20 protein-coding genes and 2 tRNA genes are annotated in these 23,698 nt (G+C 64.1%); 14 read left to right on the forward strand and 8 right to left on the reverse strand.

The window, feature by feature from the left end:
- Positions 1 to 88 precede the first annotated feature (88 nt).
- The 5 genes from FFS37_RS30370 to FFS37_RS30390 all read left to right on the forward strand — a co-directional run bounded on the left by FFS37_RS30370 (position 89) and on the right by FFS37_RS30390 (position 4,618).
- On the forward strand, positions 89 to 2,299 hold the full coding sequence (locus tag FFS37_RS30370; RefSeq protein WP_137934651.1) for a TonB-dependent hemoglobin/transferrin/lactoferrin family receptor: 2,211 nt from the start codon (positions 89 to 91) through the stop codon (positions 2,297 to 2,299).
- Between the two features lie 6 nt (positions 2,300 to 2,305).
- Positions 2,306 to 2,743, forward strand: coding sequence for a hypothetical protein (locus FFS37_RS30375; RefSeq protein WP_137934652.1), 438 nt, complete (start codon positions 2,306 to 2,308; stop codon positions 2,741 to 2,743).
- A 238-nt stretch (positions 2,744 to 2,981) separates the two neighbouring features.
- On the forward strand, positions 2,982 to 3,869 hold the full coding sequence (locus FFS37_RS30380; RefSeq protein ID WP_232375822.1) for an energy transducer TonB: 888 nt from the start codon (positions 2,982 to 2,984) through the stop codon (positions 3,867 to 3,869).
- A 60-nt stretch (positions 3,870 to 3,929) separates the two neighbouring features.
- A complete protein-coding gene (locus FFS37_RS30385; RefSeq protein WP_137934653.1) occupies positions 3,930 to 4,244 on the forward strand; it encodes an antibiotic biosynthesis monooxygenase family protein in 315 nt (104 codons plus the stop codon).
- A 2-nt stretch (positions 4,245 to 4,246) separates the two neighbouring features.
- On the forward strand, positions 4,247 to 4,618 hold the full coding sequence (locus tag FFS37_RS30390; protein WP_137934654.1) for a bleomycin resistance protein: 372 nt from the start codon (positions 4,247 to 4,249) through the stop codon (positions 4,616 to 4,618).
- Between the two features lie 14 nt (positions 4,619 to 4,632).
- On the opposite strand, the gene putA is transcribed toward FFS37_RS30390, so the two are convergent.
- Entirely contained in the window at positions 4,633 to 8,241 is a 3,609-nt protein-coding gene (putA, locus tag FFS37_RS30395) for a bifunctional proline dehydrogenase/L-glutamate gamma-semialdehyde dehydrogenase PutA (protein ID WP_137934655.1), read from the reverse strand.
- 162 nt (positions 8,242 to 8,403) lie between these two features.
- Between putA and FFS37_RS30400 the strand changes: the two genes are divergently transcribed.
- Positions 8,404 to 8,856 (forward strand): Lrp/AsnC family transcriptional regulator, encoded by a 453-nt coding sequence (locus FFS37_RS30400; RefSeq protein WP_137934656.1) that lies wholly within the window; start codon positions 8,404 to 8,406, stop codon positions 8,854 to 8,856.
- A 6-nt stretch (positions 8,857 to 8,862) separates the two neighbouring features.
- Here the strand turns inward: FFS37_RS30400 and FFS37_RS30405 are convergent, their stop codons facing one another.
- Both FFS37_RS30405 and FFS37_RS30410 read right to left on the reverse strand, forming a co-directional pair.
- Positions 8,863 to 10,062, reverse strand: a complete 1,200-nt coding sequence (locus FFS37_RS30405; RefSeq protein WP_137934657.1) for a cytochrome-c peroxidase — start codon at positions 10,060 to 10,062, stop codon at positions 8,863 to 8,865.
- Positions 10,063 to 10,069: 7 nt separating this feature from the next.
- The gene (locus FFS37_RS30410) at positions 10,070 to 10,519 is read right to left on the reverse strand and encodes a FixH family protein (protein WP_137934658.1); all 450 of its coding nucleotides are present in this window, start codon (positions 10,517 to 10,519) and stop codon (positions 10,070 to 10,072) included.
- A 151-nt stretch (positions 10,520 to 10,670) separates the two neighbouring features.
- On the opposite strand from FFS37_RS30410, the gene FFS37_RS30415 reads away from it, so the two are divergent.
- Entirely contained in the window at positions 10,671 to 11,588 is a 918-nt protein-coding gene (locus FFS37_RS30415) for a sugar kinase (protein WP_137934659.1), read from the forward strand.
- 22 nt (positions 11,589 to 11,610) lie between these two features.
- Here FFS37_RS30415 and FFS37_RS30420 read toward each other — a convergent pair whose 3' ends face one another.
- From FFS37_RS30420 to FFS37_RS30430, 3 genes are all read right to left on the reverse strand, one after another.
- Positions 11,611 to 12,633, reverse strand: coding sequence for an aldose epimerase family protein (locus FFS37_RS30420; RefSeq protein ID WP_137934660.1), 1,023 nt, complete (start codon positions 12,631 to 12,633; stop codon positions 11,611 to 11,613).
- Positions 12,634 to 12,743: 110 nt separating this feature from the next.
- Positions 12,744 to 14,201, reverse strand: coding sequence for an NAD-dependent succinate-semialdehyde dehydrogenase (locus FFS37_RS30425; RefSeq protein ID WP_137934661.1), 1,458 nt, complete (start codon positions 14,199 to 14,201; stop codon positions 12,744 to 12,746).
- A gap of 215 nt (positions 14,202 to 14,416) precedes the next feature.
- Complete coding sequence (locus FFS37_RS30430) at positions 14,417 to 15,367, reverse strand: AEC family transporter (RefSeq protein WP_137934662.1); 951 nt, start codon at positions 15,365 to 15,367, stop codon at positions 14,417 to 14,419.
- Positions 15,368 to 15,653: 286 nt separating this feature from the next.
- Between FFS37_RS30430 and FFS37_RS30435 the strand changes: the two genes are divergently transcribed.
- Together FFS37_RS30435 and FFS37_RS30440 are read left to right on the forward strand one after the other, a co-directional pair.
- A complete protein-coding gene (locus FFS37_RS30435) occupies positions 15,654 to 18,671 on the forward strand; it encodes a caspase family protein (protein WP_137934663.1) in 3,018 nt (1,005 codons plus the stop codon).
- Between the two features lie 99 nt (positions 18,672 to 18,770).
- Entirely contained in the window at positions 18,771 to 19,319 is a 549-nt protein-coding gene (locus FFS37_RS30440; protein ID WP_137934664.1) for a histidine phosphatase family protein, read from the forward strand.
- On the opposite strand, the gene FFS37_RS30445 is transcribed toward FFS37_RS30440, so the two are convergent.
- Together FFS37_RS30445 and FFS37_RS30450 are read right to left on the reverse strand one after the other, a co-directional pair.
- Entirely contained in the window at positions 19,309 to 19,767 is a 459-nt protein-coding gene (locus FFS37_RS30445) for an SRPBCC family protein (protein ID WP_137934665.1), read from the reverse strand. The two genes, FFS37_RS30440 and FFS37_RS30445, sit on opposite strands and share 11 nt — an antisense overlap.
- Positions 19,751 to 20,017 (reverse strand): hypothetical protein, encoded by a 267-nt coding sequence (locus tag FFS37_RS30450; RefSeq protein ID WP_232375823.1) that lies wholly within the window; start codon positions 20,015 to 20,017, stop codon positions 19,751 to 19,753. Before FFS37_RS30450 ends, FFS37_RS30445 begins: the two co-directional genes overlap by 17 nt.
- A gap of 261 nt (positions 20,018 to 20,278) precedes the next feature.
- Between FFS37_RS30450 and FFS37_RS30455 the strand changes: the two genes are divergently transcribed.
- From FFS37_RS30455 to FFS37_RS30475, 5 genes are all read left to right on the forward strand, one after another.
- Positions 20,279 to 20,354 (forward strand) — tRNA-OTHER (locus tag FFS37_RS30455).
- Positions 20,355 to 20,356: 2 nt separating this feature from the next.
- Positions 20,357 to 20,424 (forward strand) — tRNA-Leu (locus FFS37_RS30460).
- A gap of 359 nt (positions 20,425 to 20,783) precedes the next feature.
- Complete coding sequence (locus FFS37_RS30465) at positions 20,784 to 21,926, forward strand: slipin family protein (RefSeq protein ID WP_171026483.1); 1,143 nt, start codon at positions 20,784 to 20,786, stop codon at positions 21,924 to 21,926.
- Between the two features lie 233 nt (positions 21,927 to 22,159).
- A complete protein-coding gene (locus FFS37_RS30470) occupies positions 22,160 to 22,441 on the forward strand; it encodes an acyl carrier protein (protein WP_010909964.1) in 282 nt (93 codons plus the stop codon).
- Positions 22,442 to 22,496: 55 nt separating this feature from the next.
- Positions 22,497 to 23,687 carry a beta-ketoacyl-ACP synthase gene (locus tag FFS37_RS30475; RefSeq protein ID WP_137934666.1) on the forward strand — a complete coding sequence of 397 codons (1,191 nt, stop codon included), beginning with the start codon at positions 22,497 to 22,499 and terminating at the stop codon, positions 23,685 to 23,687.
- Positions 23,688 to 23,698 lie beyond the last annotated feature (11 nt).

Below are 23,698 nucleotides of genomic sequence, written 5' to 3' on the forward strand. Positions count from 1 at the left end.
GAGTCAACATTTAAGACGCCGGACACGATCAAAAATGCCAGCCAGCCCCAGGCCAGCCAGCATGAAACCTGGACTTTGGAGTTGGGGCATGGGGTTGGTGATTTGGGAACGGCGCGGCCGGTCGGCGGCGGGCGTAGCGACTTTGTTGGCAAGCGTGGCGGCGATCGCCCTCTCTGCAACCTCGGCCAGCGCACAGCAGGCGACACCGCCCGCGGGCCAGCAGGCCGATCAATCGAAGCCGGTCGAGCAGGAGAAGGCGGCGCCAGCCGGCGCGACACTGCTCGACAAGATCCTCGTGCTCAGCCGCATTGGCGAGACGGCGATCCAGTCGCTGGCCTCGGCCAGCCATCTCGGTCAGGAACAGCTTGACCGTCGCATGGCGACGACCCCGAATGAAATGCTGTTCGGCGTGCCCGGTGTGGCGGCGCAGGCCGACGCCAGGCGCGTCAGCACCAGCATCAACATCCGTGGTTTGCAGGATTTTGGCCGCGTCGCGGTCATCGTCGATGGCGCACGCCAGGATTTTCAGCGCTCCGACCACGGCACGCAGTCGACCTTCTACATCGACCCTGAACTTATCAAATCCGTCGATGTGATCCGCGGCCCTGTCGCCAACACCTATGGTTCGGGTGCGATCGGCGGCGTCGTCTTCTTCGACACCAAGGATGCCGCCGACTTCCTCAAGCCGGAAGAGACCTGGGGCGCCTCGGTGACCGGGCGGTACGAGAGCAACGGCAAGGGCTGGACCACCAGCGCCACGGGCGCCTATCGCGTCAACGAGAACTGGGATGTGCTCGGCAATATCGTCTACCGTGACTACGGCGACTACAAGGATGGTGGCGGCGACACCGTCAAGGGCACAGGCTTCGACGTGCTGAGCGGCATGCTCAAGACCAGCATCCGCCCGACCGACAACAGCGAACTGAAACTCGGCTGGGTCGGCTCGAGCGACGGCTGGAACGAGATAAGCCAGGGTGTGCCGGCGAACAACGTCGACTTGAAGTCGAATGCCTTCACCGCACGCTACAACATCACCGACGAGAACAAGAGCTGGCTCGACCTGCACATCAACGCCTCCTACAACAAGACCAATCTCGACCTGACGAGCCTGGTCCCGCAAAACCGCTTCAGCCCGGTGACCGGCCTTCCCGTGGTTCTGCCCGCGGGTTCAATGTCGACCTTCGATATCGGCACGACGGGCATCGACATCTGGAACACGTCGAGATTCGAGACGGCGGCGATCGCGCACGAGCTCACCTATGGTGGCGACTGGGTGGGAGACAATGTCGAGACCGGGGGTTCCGCCGGCGGCGATAGTTTCTACACCCCCTCCGGCAAACGCAACGTTTCCGGCGCCTATGTCCAGGACAAGCTCACCTGGGACTGGCTGGAGGTGATTGCTGGGCTGCGCTACGACAGTTACAGCCTGAAGGACAGCACGCATGAAACCTCGGGCGACCGCTTGTCGCCGCGCATCACCATCGGCGTCTCGCCATTCCAAAGCGCTGGTCTTGAAGGCCTGCAGTTCTATGGCACCTATGCCGAGGGCTACCGCTCGCCGTCTTTGACCGAGACGCTGATCAGCGGCATGCACCCGGCCGGCGTAACCTTCCCGTTTCTGCCCAATCCCAATTTGCGGCCCGAGATCGGCAAGACGACCGAATTCGGCGTCAACTACAAGCAGAACGACATTCTGGAAGCCGGTGACGCGCTGCGTGTGAAGGCGGCCTATTTCAATAACAATGTCGACGACTACATAGACTCCGTGACGCTGTCCCCGTTCGTTCCGGGCAGCGGATGTCCGTTCGGCCCCGGAATTCCAATCTGCTCCCAGTACCAGAATTTCGCCAAGGCCAAGATCGACGGCTTTGAACTGGAAGGCGTCTATGATGCCGGATGGGGCTATGCCGGACTCTCCGCGTCGATCACCAATGGCCACACGATCTCGTACAAGGGCGTTGAAGCCGACCTCGCCACCATCCCCTCGTCTCAGGTCACCGCGCAACTCGGCCTGCGTTTCCTCCAGGACAAGCTGACCGTCGGCGGCGAGGTCCAATATAACGGCAAGCCGAAAGGCAATCCGATTGCCGAGGACTATACGCTGGTCAACGCCTTCGCCAGCTACCAGGCGACCGACAATCTGAAGATCGATTTCCGCGCTGACAATTTGTTCGATGTCAAATACGCTAACCCGCTCAACGTCGTTCCGTCGACCAATCCGGCCGCGCCACCGACATTCGCGGCCTATGAACCCGGTATCACGTTGAAACTCGCCGCAACCATGCGCTTTGGAGGCTGATGGACCATGAAGAGCTTGACGACATCCCTTCGTCTGCTGACCTCGGCGCTGGCGATGTCGCTTGCGACGGTTCCGGCGTGGGCTGAGCAGTCCGCGCCGGTCCTGACCCTCGAACTCAATGCCGCGCAGCCGTCCGGCAAGGGCTGCCGGCTGACCTTCCTGGTCAACAACAATCTCGGCGCCGACCTCTCCAAGGCGGCGTTCGAGATCGCCCTGTTCAACGAGGCCGGCGTCGTCGACCGGCTGACCGTGCTCGACTTCAAGGACCTGCCGGCGGGCAAGACCAAGGTGACGCGCTTCGATCTCGCCGGCACCGACTGCGCCAAGGTCAGCCGCGTGCTCATCAACAGCGCGACCGAATGCACGGGAACCGGTGTCGAACCGGCCGCCTGCATGCGCAAGCTGAAGACCGACACCAAGACCGGCATCGCTTTCGGCGTCTGAGCCATTGGGACTGCATACCGCATTCGCTGGAAATGCCGTGCCGTGGCCGCGGGTGGTGGCCGGCATTTCGCCGTTTGCGGCAACCGATCTTGATTTGACTTTTGCCCGCCGGTCGCGGCAATTTCCGGCCCGCGACATGCAGGAAATCAGCCCCCTCCCAGACGCCGGCGCCGAGCTGGCGATAGCGCCAGCAGAGCCGCTTGCACCTGCGTCGGTCCCGCGTAACGGAAAATGGCCCGTGGCTTTCCTGGCCTCCTGCCTGTTGCACGCCGCGGCGGCGGCGTTCTTCCTGATCTCGCCCTCCGGTTCGTCAAATCTGCTGGACGCCCCGCAATCGCAAGGCAGCGACCAGTCCGGAGAGAAGGTGGCCGGCAACGCGCTGGACCGCAATCCCGATGCGATGAACGTGACGCTGGTGCCGAGCCCCAAACCCGTCAAACAGCAGCAGACAAAAGCTGCCACGCCGACGCCGCCGGCGCAGCCGGCGCGTCAGGCGACCAGCCAAGCTCCCGTGCCAGCCACCGACACGCCAAAGCCGGCGCCCGAACCATTGCCGGAAACCGCCAGGCAGTCGCCAGCCAGACCGGACATATTGGTGTCGGCAACGCCGCGCACGGACAATCAGAGCGTGGTGGTTCAGCCGCAAACACCGAATGAGCCAAACGCCCAGACCCAAGTCGTCGAGGCGCCGGTTGCCGTTCCCGACCGGCCGCCTGTCCCCACGGCGAGACCAACGCCGCCGGCAACCAGTGGAGCGGACGAGAGAAGCGGCACCGCGGACGGCAAGGACCAGGCGGCGCTGGCGACGAGCACGGGCAAGAACCGCAAAGAGACGGGAAGCGCCACCGAGGACAGTTATCGCGGCGATGTCTTCAGGAAGCTCGGCAGCGTCAACCGCACACTCCCGCCCTCGCTGCAGCTGACCGCGCGCAACAACGCGATTGTCGCATTCGTCGTGGGCAGAAAGGGCACCATCGACGAGCTGCGCATCCTGGAAAGCTCCGGGTCGGCGGCTTTCGACAAAGCTGCGCTCGGCATCGTGCGCAAGGCCGCGCCGTTCCCGCCCATTCCTGCTCAGGCCGGCAGGCCAAGTCTGGAATTCGAACTCGACATCGGCCCGTTTTGAATCGACCGACCCGCGCCAAGCCAGGACGGCAACCACAACAATCCACATGAAAGGAATCCCATGTACATCGCCATGAACCGCTTCAAGGTACAGAACGGCTCGGAAGCCGATTTCGAGGCTGTGTGGAAGAACCGCGATTCCAGCCTCGCCGAGATGAAAGGCTTTCGCGAGTTCCACCTGCTGCGCGGCCCCGTCAACGAGACCGAGGGCTATACGCTGTTTGCCTCGCACACGGTGTGGGCGAGCCACGACGATTTCGTCGGCTGGACCAAGTCGGAAAACTTCCGCGCCGCGCACAGGAATGTCGGCACGACCAAGGTCCACTATCTCGGCCACCCGCAATTCGAGGGCTTTTCCGTCGTGGAAGGCGCCTGATCATGACGGCGCAAGCCGAGGATCCCGCGCGCAGCATCCCGATCCTGCCCTCGCCCGACATCGCGGCGACACGCGATTTCTACCGCGACGATCTCGGCTTCGCAGTCGTCGGGCCGGAGATGGATGACTATCTGATCGTGCGCCGGGGCGAGATCGAAATCCATTTCTGGAAGAGCGACGACCGCAAGCTTCCGGAAGTGTCAGCCTGCTACATCAGGGGTGGCGAAGTACCGGCGCTGCATGCGGAATTTTCGGCCCGCGGCGTGAAGCAACTGAGTCCCTTCGCCGTGCGGCCCTGGAACATGAAAGAGTTCTATATCCGGGATCCGCACGGCAATCTCTTGAAGTTCGGCTGCGCCCCCGAAGAGGTGTAAGGCAGCCTTGCCGTTCAGGCCGCCGCAAGCAGGCTGGCGTTGCCGCCCGCCGCCGTGGTGTCGACGCAGACGGCCCGTTCATGCGCATAGGCCGCCGGATTGAGCACCTCGCTGACCAGCGGCACGATCGGGCCCGAGCGTTCGGCGATCACCTTGCGTACGATGCGCGCCGCTTCCGGCGTGCCGGAGAAGGCGACGACATCGACGCGCAGCGCGCGCGCCTCGACCGGATCGGGGCGGCCGTCGATCGCGGCCAGCGGCAGCCCCTTGCCGGTCAGCGCCGAAAGTGCGGCCGGCGCGCCCGGCGCCACGGCCAGCACCGCATTGCCCGCGGCGAGCGCCTGGATCGTCTGCGCGAGCAGCGTGTCTGCGTCCGGCCCCAGGCACAGCACTCGCCCGCGCGGCGACAGCGACAGCGTGTTGGCCTCGCCGGTCGGCCCGGGCAGATCGACCTGGCCGAAATCGATTGCAGCCGCGGCGGCGATGGCGGCGGCTCCCTTGCCGCGCAGATGCTTGCGCAGGATCGCGATCCGGTCCGGGCGCGTCGACCAGCCGCCAAGTGCGGAATCGGGCAGGTTGTCGGCAAGCTCCGTCGCCGTCACCTTGTGCCCCTCACCGACTTCCGTACCCGCTTCCGGTCCCTTGCGGAAACGCCTGAGATAGTGCGGGCCGCCGGCTTTCGGACCGGTTCCGGAAAGTCCCTCCCCGCCAAACGGCTGCGAGCCGACGACAGCGCCGATCTGGTTACGATTGACATAGATGTTGCCGGCATGGATGCCGTCGACGAAATGCTGCACACGGCCTTCGATGCGTGTGTGCAGGCCGAAGGTCAGGCCATAGCCCTTGCGGTTGATCGCGGCGATGACGGCGTCGATCTCGTCGGCGTCGAACGTCGAGACATGAAGCACCGGCCCGAACACCTCGCGCTCCATCTCCTCGATGCCCTTGACCCGGAAGACATGCGGCGCGACGAAGCGGCCGTCCTTCGGGGCCTCGAGCTTGGCGATCAGGCGGCCCTGCAGGCCCATCGTGTTGCAATAATCCCGGATCGATCCTTGCGCCTCGTCGTCGATGACCGGACCGACATCGGTCGAGATCAGCCAGGGATCGCCGATATTGAGCGCCTCCATGGCGCCCTTCAGCATCTCCAGCATCTTCTTCTCGACATCCTTCTGCACGTAGAGCACGCGCAGCGCCGAGCAGCGCTGGCCGGCACTCTGGAAGGCCGAGGCCAGGATGTCGCGCACCGCCTGCTCGGGCAGCGCGGTGGAATCGACGATCATGGCGTTGAGACCGCCCGTCTCGGCGATCAGCATGGCGTCGGGTGCGGCTGTCTCGGCAAGCTGTTTTTCGATCAGCTTGGCGACCTCGGTCGATCCGGTGAAGCAGACGCCGGCGATGCGCGGGTCAGCGGTCAGCGGCGCGCCGACCGTCGGTCCGTCTCCGGGCAGAAGCTGGATGACGTCCTCCGGCACGCCGGCCTCGCGCAGCATCTCGACGGCGCGGAAGGCGATCAGCGGCGTTTGCTCGGCCGGCTTGGCGATGACCGAGTTGCCGGTCACCAGTGCCGCGGCGATCTGGCCGGTAAAGATGGCCAGCGGAAAATTCCATGGCGAAATGCACACGATCGCGCCGCGCGCCTGCGTTCCCGATTCCGCATTGGCTGCCTCGCCCGCGTAGTAACGCAGGAAGTCGACGGCTTCGCGCACTTCCGCCACGCCGTCGGCCAGTGATTTGCCGGCCTCGCGTGTGGCCAGCGCGAAGAACTCGATGGCATTGGCCTCATAGAGGTCGGCGGCGCGATTGAGGATGGCCGAGCGCTCGGCGACAGGACGTTTCGCCCAGGCTGGCTGCGCCTCCACGGCGATCCGCACCGCTGTCGCGACCTGCTTGGCCGCGGCTTCGAGCACCGTACCAACCACCTCGGAAGGTTTCGCCGGATTGACGACCGGGCGCTGCTTGCCGTAGCCGGCGGCACGCGTAATCGGCTTGGCATGCCAGCGGTCCGCCCCCGCGAAGGGGGCCTTGGCCTTGTCGATTGCCGCCAGCGTCACCGGATCGGTGATATCGAACCCTTTCGAATTGCGGCGGCCGTTTCCAAAAATCTGCGAAGGTCGGGCAATCGCCGGATTGGCGGCGGGACCCTGGCCTTCGACCGTTTCGAGCGGATCACGGGCGATGTCCTCGGGCTCGACGTCCTCGTCGGTCAGTTGGTGCACGAAGGAGGAGTTGGCGCCATTTTCCAGCAGCCGGCGCACCAGGTAGGCCAGCAGGTCCGAATGCGCGCCGACCGGAGCATAGATGCGGCAGCGCGTGCCCGCGGCTTGGCGCACCGTCTCGTGCAGCGCCTCGCCCATGCCGTGAAGGCGCTGGAATTCGAAGGTGTCGCGATTGCCTGCCATCGAAAGAATGGCGGCCACGGTGTGCGCGTTGTGGGTGGCGAACTGCGGATAGATGCGGTCGGTCATGCCGAGCAGTTTCTTCGCGCAGGCGATGTAGGAAACGTCGGTGTTGGCCTTGCGGGTGAAGACGGGATAGGAGGCCAAGCCGAGCGTCTGTGCCCGCTTGATCTCGGTGTCCCAATAGGCGCCCTTGACCAGCCGCACCATGATGGTGCGATCGTACTTTTTCGCCAGCGCATAGAGCCAGTCGATGACGTAGGCCGCCCGGGGCCCGTAGGCCTGGACGACGACGCCGAAGCCATTCCAGCCGGCGAGTTCCGGCTCGGCCAGCACCCTTTCGATGACGTCCAGCGACAGGTCGAGGCGGTCGGCCTCCTCGGCATCGATATTGAGACCCATGCGCGAATGGCGCGCAGCGAGCGCCAGCGACAAGAGGCGCTCGGCCATCACAGGCAGCATCTCTTCCTTCTGCGCCACCTCGTAGCGCGGATGCAGCGCCGACAGCTTGACCGAGATTCCATGGTTATGGCGGATATCGGGCCCGTTGGAGCCCGAATCGAGCGACGAAATCGCGTCCGCATAGGCCTTGTGATAGCGCAGGGCGTCAGCCTCGGTGCGGGCCGCCTCGCCCAGCATGTCGAAGGAATAGAGATAGCCCTTCTGCGTCATCGGCCGGCCGCGCTTGACGGCTTCGGCAATGGTGCGGCCCAGCACGAACTGCTCGCCCATCTCGCGCATCGCCGCGGCCACCGCCTTGCGGATGACCGGTTCGCCCAGCCGCCGCACCATAGAGCGCAGCGTGCCCTCGATGCCGCCCTCGCCTTCGTCGAGCACGCGCCCGGTCAGCATCAGCGCCCAGGTCGAGGCGTTGACGAAGATGGAGCTCGAACCGCCCGAATGCGCCGACCAGTCGTGCGGCGCGATCTTGTCCGCGATGAGGTCGTCCATCGTTTCGGTATCGGGCACGCGCAGCAGCGCCTCCGCCAGGCACATCAGCGCCACGCCTTCCTTGGTCGAGAGACCGTAGGCCGAGAGGAAAACCTCCATCAGCCGGGGATCGGTCGAGCCGCGCACGGCCCGCACCAGATCGGCGGCTCGCGCCGAGATCGCGGCGCGGTCTTTCGCTGAAAGTCCCGTCGCATCCGCCAGCCGCTTCACGGCCTCGTCCTCATCGGGAAGGTAGTTGGCGCGTATCTGCTGGCGGATGGTATCGAGCGGCATGACGGTCCTATGGAGCAAGCACCAGGGAGCGGGCCGGCGGTCACCGGACCGAATGGCGCACGCTAGCACAGGCGCGATTTCCAGTCGGTCCGAAGAAATCGACTTCCCAGGCCATTTGATCTAACATGGCAGGTCATATCAGATGATCGGGCTGCAATTTCCATGACGGAAGACCAATTGGACCGCATCGACAGGAACATCCTGTCGGCACTGGCGAGCAATGGCCGGCTTTCCATGTCGGAACTGGCGGCAAGGGTCGGTCTCTCCAAGACGCCCGTCCAGGCGCGGGTGAAGCGGCTCGAGAAGGACGGCTATATCAGGGGCTATCAGGCGATCATCGACCGCGAGCGCATGGGTGAAGGCCATGTCGCCTTCGTCCAGGTGAAACTGTCCGACACCCGCTCCGCCGCGCTCGATGCCTTCAACCGCGCCGTCCAGAGCGTGCCTGAGATCGAGCAATGCCATATGATGGCGTCCAGCTTCGACTATCTGCTGAAGGTCCGCACCAGGGATATCGCCGCCTATCGCCGCGTACTGGGCGAGCGCATCTCTGCCCTTCCCCATGTCGCCCAGACATCCACTTTCGTGGCGATGGAGACGGTGAAGGACAGGTAGATCCCTCTACTCCGACAGCGTTTTCAGGAACGCCACCAGCGCCGAGCGCTCGCGGTCCGACAGCTGCAGAGGGTGTATTTCCGAGGTGCCTTCGACGCTTGGCGCCGCCCGCGCATAATGCGCCACGACCTCGTCGAGCGAGGAGAACTGCCCGGCATGCATGTACGGTGGCCGCCCGGCCACGCCGCGCAGCGATGGCGTCTTGTAGGCGCGCACCAGTTCCGGCGCGTCCTTGACCATGAAGCGCAACTCGCCGCAGGCTCCGACATCGCCATCGCGATAGGCGCCGAAGCAGTTGAACGGATCGGCCTGAACCTGCGCCACCGCATCGACACGTCCGCGATCCAAAGGCAGGTCCGGCACCGGCGGCACGCCCGTATTGTGAAAACCATTGTCGGTGAAGCGCGGCCCGTTGTGGCACGTCACGCAATTGGCCTTTCCGATGAACAGCTTCAGCCCGAGGATTTCCTCCCTGGAAAAAGCGGCATCGTCCTTCGGCTCGGCGCCAGTGGCGAGGTCCAGCGCAAAACGGTCGAAACGCGTCTGTGTCGGCTCGATCGAGCGTTCGAAAGCCGCGATCGCCTTGCCGATATTGGCGAATACGCGATTGATACCGTCTTGCTGCGCGGCGCTCATCGCGTTCCAGGCGGCCTTCTCGGCATCGGTCCCGAGCGGGCTCGCATTCGGCGGAATGCCGGAAAAATCCGGCAACGGCCCGAAGATGCGTTCATAGCGTTCGCCGAAGCGCGCCTTGATGTAATGCGCATAGGCGGTGCGGTTTCCCGCCTGCTCCAGCGGGTTTTCGAGCGGCGTCAGCGCCTGCGACCAAAGGCTGTCGCGGCGGCCGTCCCAGAAGAACCAGGGGTCGCGCGCCACGCCGGCCAACGGCATGGTGCGCCGGTTGGTGCGCCCGACACCCACCGCTTGCGGCAGGTCGTCCTGAAACTGCCTGTCGATCTTGTGGCAGGTGGAACAGGACACCTTACCGTCACGGCTCATGCCAAGGTCGAAAAACAGCGTCGAGCCGAGCGCCGCGGCAGCCGGCAAGTCGGCGAAGCGGTTGGTGGTGTCGGGTTTGAGCGAAGGCAGCGTGTTCAGCGCCAGTGACGCGATGGTCTTCTTCTGGGCGTCGGAAAAATCAGGCTTGCCGCAACCGGCAAGGATGGCGGCCACCGTCAGCGCCAGAAAGCAGAGGAGGCGCTTCATCGATCGCTCACAGCACCACGTTGAACAGCACCGTATCGGACCCGGCGGTCGCTGAAATGGCGAAATGAAACTGCCACCAGCCGCTCATCGTGAATTTCACGCCTTCGATCCGGTAGCGCCCCTCGCCGAGATAGTCGGTCGCCTGGGGGCTGGTGGGCAGACCGTGATTGTGCTGCGGCATGCCGCCCGAGATGGCTATCGCGGCGCCCTCCACCGGCCCGCCGGCCTTCGTCTTCAAGGTCAGCAACCAGGATTCCAGTTCGCCCTGCCGCACGACGCCGCGTTCGGGCTCGAAGCTCGCCAGGAACAACCCGTTGTCCGTGCTCTTGGCGCGCGAGACATCCGGGCCGACGGGCTGCGCCGATTGCGGCGCCGTCAGATAGACGACCGCGAGAACGCCGACCAGCAGAGCAGCCAGGCCAAGACCCGCCAGGAGATAACGCCATATCGATGCCAAACCGGTTCCTCTTCTGCAGACAACGTCTGCCGGCGGGATTGCGTCCCGCCAAACTGTGGGAAAACGCTGTGGCGCAAAAAAGCCTGCTTGCCAAGCATGGCGCTGCGCCAGGCAAAAAGCTACAGGACCGAAGTCCACTGGAGGATCACGGATGGCCCGAAACGGCATCGCTTCGATCGGCGAATGCATGATCGAACTGTCGGGCCAGAGCGGCCCGGACTGGCGCATGGGCTTTGCCGGCGACACGTTCAACACGCTGTGGGCGCTGCACGCCCTGAGCGATGGGCGGCCCGCGACCTACGTGTCTGCTTTCGGCGACGATCCCTTCTCGCAGGGCCAGATCGGTTTCTTCGCTGAAAATGGCATCGGCATCGGCTCCAGCCCGGTGATACCAGGCGCCCGCCCCGGGCTCTATGCCATCACGCTGACCGGGGCCGAGCGCTCCTTCACTTACTGGCGTGGCGATGCTGCCGCGAGGCAGCTGGCGTCGGATCCCGGATCGCTCTCGAAAAGCCTGGAAAATCAGGCGCTTGTGTATTTTTCCGGAATCACTTTGGCAATCCTGGACGAGGCCGCGCGTAAGACGCTTCTGGCAGAAGTGGCCAAGGCTCGCGCCGCTGGTTCGATGATCGCCTTCGATCCCAATTATCGGCCGCGGCTCTGGCGCAGCCGCGAGGAAGCCCAGGCCGTCATCATCGAAGCGCTCGGGACGACAGACATCGCCCTTCCGACCTTTCCCGACGAACAGATGCTGTTTGGCGATGAAACGCCTCTCGCGACCGCTTCGCGGCTCGGGCGTATCGTGGGCGAAGTCGTCGTCAAGAATGGTGAGGCTCCGGCACTGGTCGCGCAGGCGCAGACGCTGCGGGAGGTTCCGGCAATTCATGTCGCCCGGCCGCTCGACACCACAGGCGCCGGCGATTCCTTCAATGGCGGCTACCTTGCCGCCCGCCTTGCCGGTCTTGGTCCGGCCGACGCGGCACACCGTGCGCACCGGGTCGCGGCTGCTGTCGTGCAGGTGCGCGGCGCCCTGGCGCCGTTCGAAACGCTGCGGGCAGCTTTCGCCTGACAACAATCAGGCCAGATTGCAATCAGGGAAGGCGGAAACGGTATTCCGTCACATGGTGGTAGATGGAGCCGGGCCACAGCGTGGCCTGCGGGAAATAGGGCCGGTTCGGCGCGTCCGGCCAGATCTGCGGCTCCAGGCAGAAGCCGCAGAAGGCCTTGTAATTACGGCCCTCCAGCCCGGTGCGCGGCGTCACATACTGGCCGGTGTAGAGCTGGACGCCGGGCTCGGTGGTCCAGACTTCCATCTCGACACCCGAATTCGCCCCTTGCGCCCATGACGCCTGCCGGAGCGGCCCGCGTGCCGAGCCGAGACAGAAATTCTGGTCGTAGGGCAACTGCTCGCCTTCCGTCTCCATGCGCAGCGGCCGCGCCTGGCGGAAGTCGAACGGCGTCCCGTCGACAGGCTTGACGACGCCGGTCGGGATCATGTCGCTGTCGACAGGCAGATAGGCACCGGCATTCAGCATCATCCGGTGGTCGAGAATATCGCCGGCGCCGCCGTCATCGAGATTGAAATAGGAATGCTGGGTCAGATTGCACAGCGTCGGCTCCTCGCAGGTCGCCGTCAGTTCGACGCTGAGCGTACCCGGTATCTTCAGCCGGTAGGTGCAGGTGACGTCGAGCGCGCCGGGAAAGCCCATGGTTCCATCGGGGTCGTGCAGCGTCAGCGTGACAAAATCCTTGCCATGCAGCGAAACCGTCCACGGCCGATGCGCGTAGCCCTGCGAGCCACCATGCAAGGTATGCTTGCCGAGGAAATTGGGCTCGGTCTGGTAGCGATTGCCGGCGATCGTGAAACGGCCATCGCGGATGCGGTTGGCGTAACGGCCGACGGTGGCGCCGAAAAAGGCATTGTCGGCTTCATACGCCGCCAGGGTGTCGTAGCCGAGCACCAGCGGTGCGTCATGGCCGGTCAGGCGCAAATCCTGGATGATCGCGCCCAGCCCGATGATGTTGGCTGTGAGGCCGCCGCCCCTGATCGCGAAGCGGCGGATCGGCTCGCCCGCCTGCGTCGTGCCGAATACCTCGCCGTCCTTCATCGCCACGCCCGCAAATGCCAGTTGATCCGAGGATTTCGGCAGATTCCCAGAGCCCAGGAGGTTTCCGGAGCCTGAGACGGGCAGGTTACAGGCCTGCCCGTCTCAGGGAAAGACTATCAGAGGCCGAGGCCGCCGATGCACACATATTTGGTATCGAGGTAGTCCTCGATGCCCTGGTGCCCGCCTTCCTTGCCGAGACCGGATTCCTTGACGCCGCCGAACGGCGCTTCCGGCGTGGTGATCAGGCCTTCATTGACGCCGACCATGCCGTATTTCAGCCCTTCCATGATGCGGAAGGCGCGGCCGAGATCACCGGTGTAGAAATAGCAGGCAAGGCCGAACTCGGTATCGTTGGCGAGCGCGACGGCCTCTTCCTCGGTCTCGAACTTGAACACCGGGGCGACGGGCCCGAAGATCTCTTCCTTCATGAAGCGCATCTTGGGGGTCGCGTCGGCGATGACGGTCGGCTGGAAGAACGATCCGCCAAGGGCGTGACGATGACCGCCGGCGACGATCTTGCCGCCCTTGGACGTGGCGTCGGCGATCAGTTCCTCGACTTTCTCGACCGCCTTCTCGTCGATCAGCGGCCCCTGCTGCACGCCCTCCTCGAGGCCGGAGCCGACCTTCAGCGCGTTGCTGGCGGCGGCGAGCTTCTCGACGAACTTGTCGTAGACGCCGGCCTGCACGAGGAAGCGGTTGGTGCACACGCAGGTCTGGCCGGAATTGCGGTACTTGGCGGTGATCGCGCCGGTCACCGCGCGGTCGATGTCGGCGTCGTCGAAGACGATGAACGGCGCGTTGCCGCCAAGCTCCATCGATACTTTCTTCACGGTCACCGACGACTTCTGGATGAGCAGCTTGCCGATCTCGGTCGATCCGGTGAAGGTGATCTTCGACACCAGCGGGTTGGCGCAGATTTCGTCGCCGATCTCGGCGGCCGAACCGGTCAGGATGTTGACGACGCCCTTGGGGAAGCCGACTTCCTCGGCGAGCGCGCCCCAGGCGAGGCCCGAATACGGCGTCTGCGAGGCCGGCTTGACGACCGCGGTGCAGCCGGCAGCGAGCGCCGGCCCGAGCTTGCGCGCCAGCATCGAGGACGGGAAATTCCACGGCGTGATGGCGGCGATGACGCCAACCGGCTCCTTGGTGACCAGGATGCGGCGATCCGCCCACGGCGAAGGCACGACGTCGCCATAGGTGCGACGGCCTTCCTCGGCGAACCACAGGATGTAGGCCGCGGCAGAACCGATCTCGCCCTTGGATTCAAACAGCGACTTGCCCTGCTCTATGGTCAGGAGCTCCGCCAGCACATCCTGATTGTCCATCATCGCGTCATGCAGCTTGCGCAGCAACTTGGAACGCTCGAGCGCGGTCGTCTTGCGCCAGGACTTGAAGGCTTCGTTCGCGGCCTCGATGGCGCGACGGGTCTCGGCCTTGCCTGCCTTCGGCACCGTGCCGATCTTGAGGCCGGTTGCCGGATTGGTGACGTCGACCGTCTGGCCGCTGTCGGCCTGCACCCATTCGCCGTTGATGAGATTGGCCTGCCGCATGAAATGGCTGGTTTTCTGAAGCATGGTCTATCCTCCATTCGGCGCGCTGAGGGGCCGGTCTGTGAATTCTTCGGTGAGCGTGCGCGAGCGCTTGGAAAGGCCGGCACGGCGGAGCCACTGCTCTTTACCTAGGGCAAGGCCCGCAAGCAATCGCAAGATGGCATATAGGGGTTAGGCCAGCAGGAAACGAGGGCCGGCGGGCTCCGACCGGGCAACCGCCTCGCCCATCGAGGCCAACCCTATCCGAAAACCTGCACGACAACCGCCAGCCAGAAGGCCGTGGTGACCGCGGCGCTGGCCGTGGCGATGGTCATCTGGTTCGAGGCCAACGCCTGGCCGGTGTTGAACTGCACGGCGATCAGATAGGAATTGATGCCCGACGGCAGCGCCGCCACCACGACCGCTACCTTGGCGGTCAAAGGCGGCAGACCGAGCAGCCAGACGAAGATGAGAACCAGCGCCGGCATCAGGAACAGTTTCAGCGCGGAGAGGGCCAGCGCCGGCCGGACATTGCCTGAAATGCCGAACCGGCGCAGGCTGAGCCCCATGGCAAACAGCGCCACCGGCCCTGCGGTATCGGCCAGCGCATCGACCAGCCGCGTAAGGAGGCCGGGCAGCGGGACGCCGCCGATGCGCCATGCAAGTCCCAGCACGATGCCGATGATCAGCGGATTGATGAACAGCCGCCGCAGGAAACTTCTGATGACCCGCAGCGGATGCATATGTTCGCCGCTGCCGCGGCCAAACATCTCGAACAGCACGATCGAGACCATCATCATGATCGGCAGGTGCACCGAGACAAGCAGCGACAGCACCTCGAAGCCGCTCGGACCGAATATTCCGAGGATGAACGGTGCGCCAAGCAGGACCACGTTGGAATAGGCCGACGACACGCCGCCCACGACACCTGCGCGCGCGTCGCGCCCGAAGATCCGCGTGGTGACGAGGTGGCCAGCCGCCCAGGTGATCGCCACGGCCGCGAAATAAGCGCCCCACAGCGGCCACGGCGCCACGCCGTGAAAGTCGGCGTTGACCATTGTCTGGAACAGGAGCAGCGGCATCGCCACGCTGACGGCGAAATCGGATATCCCCTCGCCGCTCGCCGGCCTCAGGTAGCCTGTGAGCCCCGCGAGATAGCCGAGCGCCACCAGGCTGAAGACAAAGAGAACCGTTTCGGTGAGTGGAGACATTTTCCGGCGATGGACGGGCTGGGGCCGTGGGCTTGACGTTCGTCGGCCATTGATGACATCGCAGCCGACAAACTTCAAATTCAAAACCAAGCCGGATATCAAGTGTCTGCACTTGGCGCGAACACATGTCGCGCCGGCTTCCGGCCCGCCACCAACGGCAAGATCAAGAGTGGCAAGATCAAAGCCACTTCAAAACCACGGCTTGATCAACGTGCCCGAATTTGATCATGGTCGGCTGGCAACGGTATAGAGGGTTTGGATTTATCAGGGCGGACACGAGCGACAAATGATCTTTGTCGAAACCTCGAAGCGCAGTCTTTTCCGTCAGGCGTGGCTGACGACCCTGGTCGTCATGCTGCTATGCCTTGCCGTGCCGATGCGACCTGCCGGAGCCAAAGACCTCAAGGGCGTGGCGCTGGTCATCGGCCAATCCAAATACGAACACATCGCCGCCCTCCCCAACCCGGCCAATGACGCCCGTGACATGGCCAAGATGCTGACCGACCTCGGCTTCGACGCGCGAAGCGTCAGCGACCGCGATGCCGGCAAGCTCAGGCGCGATCTCGAACGCTTCGCCGAGGATGCCGAAGGCGCCGATGTCGCCTTCATCTATTATTCCGGTCACGGCATCGAGGCCGGCGGCGAGAACTATCTGATTCCGGTCGATGCCGACGTCGCCTCCCTGAAGGACGCCGGCCAGGCGCTGGTGCCGATTTCAGCCGTCATGGATGAATTGAAGAAGACCGTGCCGGTGACGATCATGCTGCTCGACGCCTGCCGCACCAATCCGTTTCCGGCCGATGCCCTGGTGAGGCGCGCTCCGACCGCCTCGGCCGAGCCGATCGGCGCCGGCGGCCTGGAACCGGTGCGCGGCGCCAAGGCGCTTGGCAATGCGCAGGCGCAGGACGCGAGCCTCGGCACGGTGATCGGTTTCGCCGCCGAACCGGGACGCCCGGCGCTGGACGGCGCCGCGGGCGAGAACAGCCCCTATGCGGCGGCCCTGCTGCGCCACCTCGGCGCGATGAAGGGCAGCGAGTTCGGTTCGGTCATGCGCATGGTGACGGAGGAAGTCTATCTCGACACCAAGGCCAGGCAGCGTCCCTGGGTCAATGAAAGCCTGCGGCGTCTGCTCTATTTCGGCGTTGCGCCGCCGGAGCCGACCGGCGACGACGGGCTTATAACGGGCGAGCGGCGGCAATTGCTGCTCACGATTTCCGACCTGCCAGACCCCAAGCGCGCGCAGGTGGAACTGGCGTCCCTGCAGGATGGCGTGCCGCTCGACGCGCTCTACGGCGTGCTGAAGGCGCTCGGCACCGAAAAAACCCCTGAAGATCCGGCCGATCTGCAGAAAGTGCTTCAGGTGCAGTCGGAGCGCCTGAAGAAGATGATCGCGGAAAGTGACGCACTGCGCACCGACGATCCTGAAATCAAACGTCTCGTCGCCTCCGCCGACAAGGCGATCGGCCAGGGCGCGATCGCCACGGCGCGCAAGTTCCTCGATCAGGCCGTGGGCAGGGTCGAGGAAACCAGCGGCGCGGTCGACCAGGCAGAGGAAGTGATCCGGCAGAAGCGCATAGCCGATGCTACGATCTACGCCAAACGCGCCGATGCCTCGGCGCTCGTGTTCGACTACATGGCCGCGGCAAACGACTACGCCAAGGCCTTCTCGCTGATCGAGAAATGGGACGAAAAACTGCGCTGGAACTACAAAAACCAGGAAGCGGAAGCGCTGAATGCCTATGGCTATGCAACCGGCGACCTCAAGGCGCTGCAAGGGTCGATCGACGCCTATCGCGTCATCCTGAATTTTATCCCCAACGGCGAACAGAACCGCGACTGGGCCATCACCCGCAACAACTTGGGGGTGGCGCTGCAGAACATCGGCGAGCGCGAGACGGAAACCGCGCATCTGGAAGAAGCGGCCCAGATTTTTCGCGATTCGCTTGCCGTCTTCGAAAAGGTGAAAGACGACCGCAACTGGGCGGCCGCACAGAACAATCTCGGCAATGTGCTGTTGAAGATCGGTGAACGCGAAAGCGACCCGAAGCGCCTCAATGAGGCGGTGGCGGCGATGCGCGCCACACTGGAGAAGCGTCCGCGCGACAAGCTGCCGCTCGACTGGGCTTCCTCGCAGAACAATCTCGGGCTTGCGCTCTATGCGCTCTCCGAGCGCGAACCGGCCGGCGAGCACCTCGCGCAGGCCGAGGCGGCCTACCGGCTGGCGCTCGAGGAGTACACACGTGCCAAGACACCCGTGGAATGGGCGATGGTCGAGAACAATCTCGGCAACACACTCGTCACGCTCGGCATCCAGTTGAACGAGAAAGCGAAAATCAACGAGGCGGCCGATGCCTTCCGCGCGGCGCTCGAGGTGCGGACCCGCGAAACCTTCCCGGTCTCCTGGGCAACGAGCCGCCTCAACCTCGGCAACGCGCTGAGCGGCATAGCCCGCTTCGACATGGGCACCGGTACGCTCGAGGAAGCGGCCGCCGCCTATGGCGATGCGCTGACGGTCTTCACCCGCCAGCGCTTCCCCATGGATTGGGCATCGGCCCAGAATAATCTCGGCTCGATCTACCAGACGCTTGGACAGCGCACCCGCGACGCGGCCAAGCTCGAACAGTCTGTCGCTGCCTTCCAGGCCGCCCGCCAGGTCTATGTCAGGCGCAAGTTCCCGCTCGACTGGGCCATGAGCTACTACAATCTCGGCAACACGCTCCAGCTTCTGGGCGCCGTGACCGAGAAGCCGGAACACTACGGCGCGGCGGCGGACGCCTACCGCGATGCCTTGCGCGAGTACAAGCGCGAGACCAACCCGCGGCAATGGGCCCTCACTCAGGCCGGCCTCGGCTCGACGCTGCACTGGCTGAGCATGAGCAATGCCGATCCGAAAATCCTGCATGATTCCATCGCGGCACGCCGGGCGGCGCTTGAAGTGCTGACCATCGAGGCCGCCCCCGTCGATTGGGCGAATGCCCAGAACGGCATCGGCATGAGCCTGCTCAATCTCGGCACCATCGAACGGACCGGAAAATATCTGGACGATGCCGAGGCGGCTTTCACGGCAACGCTGAAGGTTTTCACCAGGGAAAGCCAGCCCCTGCAGTGGGCTTTCGAACAGAACAATATCGGCGACGTATACTGGAACCGCGCCAGCTATGGCGGCGGCAAGCCGCAATACCTCAAGGCCATCGGGTTCTTCGAGAACGCCAAGCAGGGCTTTACCGAAGCCGGCTACACAATACCCATCCCGCTCACCGACCAGAAGATCGATCTGGTGAAGAAGCAGCTCGCCAAAAAGTGAGGCGGCGGGGCGAAGAGCCCTTGCTTGTCTTTGTGTCGGCTTTCCGATCCCTATATGCGAAGAGCCGGCGCCTCGCGCCTGGCTTGTGAAAGGGTGGCGATGATCCGATTTGCCTTGGCTTTGTTCCTGCTTGTCGTTCCGGCTTCGGCTCATGCGACGGATGCCGGCTGGGCGCTGCTGCGCGACGGCGGGCATGTCGTGCTGCTGCGCCATGCGATGGTGACCGGCACGACCGATCCGGCCAGTTTCGACATCGACAGCTGCGCCACCCAGGTCAATCTGTCGGCGCGCGGCAAGCAGCAGGCGAGCAAGATAGGAGCGCTGTTCGCTGCCCGTGCGGCGCCCGTCGCGCGCGTGCTCTCCAGCCGCTACTGCCGCTGTCTTGACACGGCGCGCATCGCTTTCGAGGCCGAGCCGGAGCTTTTTGCCCCGCTCGATCTTCTCAAGGGTGACGATGCGGAGAAAGCCGCACAGATCGCCGCCATCATGAAGGAAATCCGCGCCTATTCCGGCTCGGACAATCTGGTCATGGTCACCCATCTGGAAGACATCGTGGCACTCACCGGCGTCTCGCCGCGCGAGGGCGAGGCCGTGATCGTCGAGCCGCAAGGTGACGGTCTGCGCGTGCTTGGCCGCGTCACGTTCTAGAGGTCTCGGTGCGCAGCCAGGCATCGATGCTGACTTTCCACGTCTCGATCATGTGCGTGAAGGCATCCTCGGTCAGATCAGACAGATAGGATTCTCCCGCCGCGTTCAGAGCCGTGAACGTATAGGCGATCGATGCTTCGGTGCCGCCATCGGCCGCCGAACGGCAGGCCACGTCGACAAATCCGAAACGCGAATCCGGCGTGACCCTGACATAGCGGACACGGTGCGCGGCTGGATTCCAGTCGGCGCAGGCCCACAGCGTCGTCTCGTCGCCGTGGACGGTTCGGAAGACCATGCCTTGCCGCGTTTCTCCACCTTGCGGGTGCAGGAATTCCGGGTCCCAGCCCTCCACCCATAGAGTCTCGCCGATCGGCGTGAACAGCGGAAAGACGCGATCGACCGGACCGGAAAGGACTATGCTGTGGCTGCGTTCAAGATGGCTCGTCATCCGCCTTCCCTTTCCGTTCGGAGGATGGCGCTTCAGTCAGACGGTGGCTGTCCGCCGCGCCAAGCTCCAACCCGTAGATGCGTTTCAATTGGCTGATCGTTTCGAGTGTTTCCGGGGAAAACGGCGTTTCCCCCTCGAAAGCATGCAGCACGATGCCTTCGATGAGATCGCCGAGGCTCATGTCGCGATGCTCGGCCAGCGCCTTGAGCACCTTCACCAATCGTTTTTCCAGGCGGACCCCGGTCTGCACGCGTTCTATATCCATAATCCAATTTGTACCATGGTACATTGGTACATGCAATTGCCAATAGGCTGATGTTGCTGAAATGCAACTGCCGAAAGAAGCCACGAATTCGCCGCGACAATGCCGCTTGCGACAACCCGTCGCAGGCCCTATAGCCGCGCTCCCGGTCACGAGAACCGAAGCGAGCACAGCGGTTGGAGCTTTCGTCTCCGCCCGTGCAGGCGGCGTTGCCGCCCTGTATACGGCGCCGCTTTGGGGATTGGGATCGCGGATGTAGCTCAGTTTGGTAGAGCGCCGGATTTGGGTCCGGAGGTCGCAGGTTCGAATCCTGCTGTCTGCACCACGGATAGCTCAGTTTGGTAGAGCATCAGATTTAGGTTCTGACGTCGAAGGTTCAAATCCTTCTCCATTGGCCTGATAAGCCAGCACCCTGCCACGGTGTTATCTGAAAAACGGTCCGGGGACTGGAATGCTGAAGATCTGACGGACGGCCGAAGCCTTCGGGCCGAAGCTGGATCGGAAGGTTTGACGCCATCGGCTCGCGGCCAGGCCCGCGGTGATGGTCAAGGCGCAGCGTCGCCGGCAACAGAGGCTTCAGCCTCCACAGCCCGCTTCGCTGCCCCGCGGCCCGCTCCCGAAGGTCCGCCACGGATCGATGCCACCAGTCCCCGGATCATTCGTGCCCGGAATTGGAAGTGAAACGAGAAACGAAGGGAAGATCGACGCATGAGTTGACGCCTCGCATGGGGCCATGCCCGACAGGAGTAAGACAATGACTGTTCTCGACAAGGTTCTTGGACGCGAGCGCGTCCTCGTAAAGGAAAATGAACGTGCCCTTACCCTCTACAAGGGGGAGATCAAGGCTGTCCTGCTGCCGGGCGAGCATGCGCTCGCCAACCGGCGCGGCAGCCTCGAAGTGTCCCGGCACGATCTGAAGAACCCGGAATTCGTTTCGGCGTACGAGAAGGCGTTGTTCGACAAGCTCCCGGATGTGGCCGCGCGTCATCTGACCGTCGTTCGCACCGGGCGCACTGAGGTCGCCGTCATCGAGCGTGACGGAAACCTGCATGCCGCCCTCGCCCCGGATCGCAAGCTGGTGCTGTGGACCGATGCCGGTCCGTGGAAGGTGACGCTGGTCGACACGTCGGTCGATCTGGCCATCGATCCGGCGGTCATGCGCCGGCTCGGCCAGGCCCGGAAGACGGAACTCATGTCCGTCCATCCGGTCGTCGACGGCCAGGCCGGACTGTTGTTCGTGGACGGCGTGCTTGCCCGCACGCTTGCGGCGGGCGTGCACGCCTTCTGGAACGTCGGCCGCATGGTGCAGGTGAAGGTCGTCGACCTCAAGCGCCAGTCGCTCGACGTCGCCGGACAGGAAGTGTTGACCAAGGATCGCGTCACGATCCGCGTCAACATATCAGCCGAGTACCGGGTCGTCGATCCGGTCAAGGCTTTGAGCATGGTGAAGGACTTCTCCGAAGCCCTCTACCGCGCCCTCCAGTACGCCTTCCGCAAGACGCTTGGCGCGCTGACGCTGGACCAGATCCTCGAAAAGAAGGTGACGGTCGATGAGGAAGCGGCGGCCAAGGTCCGTACGGACATGGCCGAGATCGGGGTCGAGGTCAGCGACATCGCACTCAAGGATGTCATCCTGCCGGGCGAGATGCGCGAGATCCTGAACCAGGTGGTGTCGGCCGAGAAGCAGGCCGAGGCCAACGTCATCCGTCGCCGCGAGGAGACGAACGCCACGCGTTCCCTGCTCAACACGGCCAGGGTGATGGCGGAGAACCCGGTGATGCTGCGGCTGAAGGAGCTTGAAGCTCTCGAAGCCATCGCCGGCAAGGTCGAGCGGCTGACCGTCCACAACGGGACGGGCGGACTGCTGAACGATCTGGTCAAGCTCCGCGACAACTGATGCATGTCGCCCAAACGCGGTTGCGGTTGGAGAAAACGACAGGCACCGGAACAAGGACTGACGTAACGGTAATGGGAAGGGCCGCCGGGTTGACCGGCGGCCCTTCTTGCGTTTCTTGGGCGACCTACCCATCTGCGCCCGGCTTATCAGGCCTTTTCCTGCCGGGAAAAACCGATTAGACAGCGCCCAAACAAGATGCGGACAGATTCCGCCCGCAAAGAAGGAAAAGACCCTTGTCCACCACGTTCGACAAAGTCGCCAAGATCATTGCCGACACCAGCGAGATCGATATCGACACCATCACGCCCGAGAGCCACACGATCGACGATCTCGGCATCGACAGCCTCGATTTCCTCGACATCGTCTTTGCCATCGACAAGGAATTCGGCATCAAGGTGCCGCTGGAAAAGTGGACGCAGGAAGTCAATGACGGCAAGGCTTCGACCGACGATTACTTCGTCATGAAGAACCTGTGCGCCAAGATCGACGCGCTGGTCGCGGCAAAGACCGCCTGAGATCGGCCGGTACGCGGCCTTGACGGGCCGCGCCGCCTGACCCACAAAGCCGCTCATGAGCAGCCCCCGCGACGTCGTCATCACAGGTATCGGCCTTGTTTCCTCACTGGGGGAAGGTCCCGACGCCCACTGGCAGAAGCTGTCTCAACCCGGCCAGAAGCCGGTGCTCGAAACGGCGCGCTTTGCCCCCTACACCATTCATCCGCTACCTGAGATCGACTGGAACCTGCAGATCGCCAAGCGCGGCGATCAGCGGCAGATGGAAACCTGGCAACGGCTCGGCACCTATGCCGCCGGCCTGGCGCTGGACGATGCCGGCATCAAGGGCAACGACGAACTCTGCAGCACCATGGACATGGTCGTGGCGGCCGGCGGCGGCGAGCGCGACGAGGCGGTCGATGCCGCCATTCTGGCCGCTTCGGAAAGCCGCAACGACCGCGACGTGCTGCTCAACGAGAAGCTCACGACCGAACTGCGGCCGACCCTGTTTCTCGCCCAGCTTTCCAACCTGCTCGCCGGCAACATCTCCATCGTCCACAAGGTGACGGGCTCATCGCGCACCTTCATGGGCGAGGAAGGCGCTGGCGTCGCTGCCGTCGAGACGGCGGCCGCGCGCATCCGCTCCGGCCAGTCGACGCACATCCTGGTTGGCGGCGCTTTCCAGACCGAACATTCCGACATGCTGCTCGGTTATGAATTGGCCGGCTATCTGCATCGCGGCCCCTGGAAGCCGGTCTGGCAAAGACAGGGCGCCGAAGGCGGCGGCGTGGTGTCCGGCTCCGGTGGCGCGTTCCTGGTGCTGGAGCAGCGCGAACATGCGATAAGTCGCGGCCGCAATATCTATGCCGAACTCGGACCGGTTGTGTCCGGCCGTGCCAGGCGCTCGCGTGGAGAACTCGATGCCGAGATCGCCACGCTGCTGAGCCGGGCGGCGCTGCCGGACGGCAAGCTGCTGGCGATGTCGGGCGCATCTGGTGCGCACGCCGCGACGGCCTCTGAAAAAGCGGCCCTCGAAGCCAATCCGGCGATCTCGGCGCGCGGCTTCGCGACGCTTACCGGCCATATGAAGGAAGCGCAGTTTCCCTTCGCCGTGGCGTTGGCGGCGCTCGCCGTCGACCGCAAGGCCGCCTATCCTGTCTTTGACGCCACGGCAGAGAAGCCGTTCGAAGGCATTCCGGCGAGCGTCCTTGCAACGGCGATCGGCTATCACCAATTCGAGGGCATGGCGCTGGTCAAATCAGCGTAAGTGCTCCTCGC

The organism is Mesorhizobium comanense (assembly GCF_005503535.1).
Lineage (GTDB): Bacteria > Pseudomonadota > Alphaproteobacteria > Rhizobiales > Rhizobiaceae > Mesorhizobium > Mesorhizobium comanense.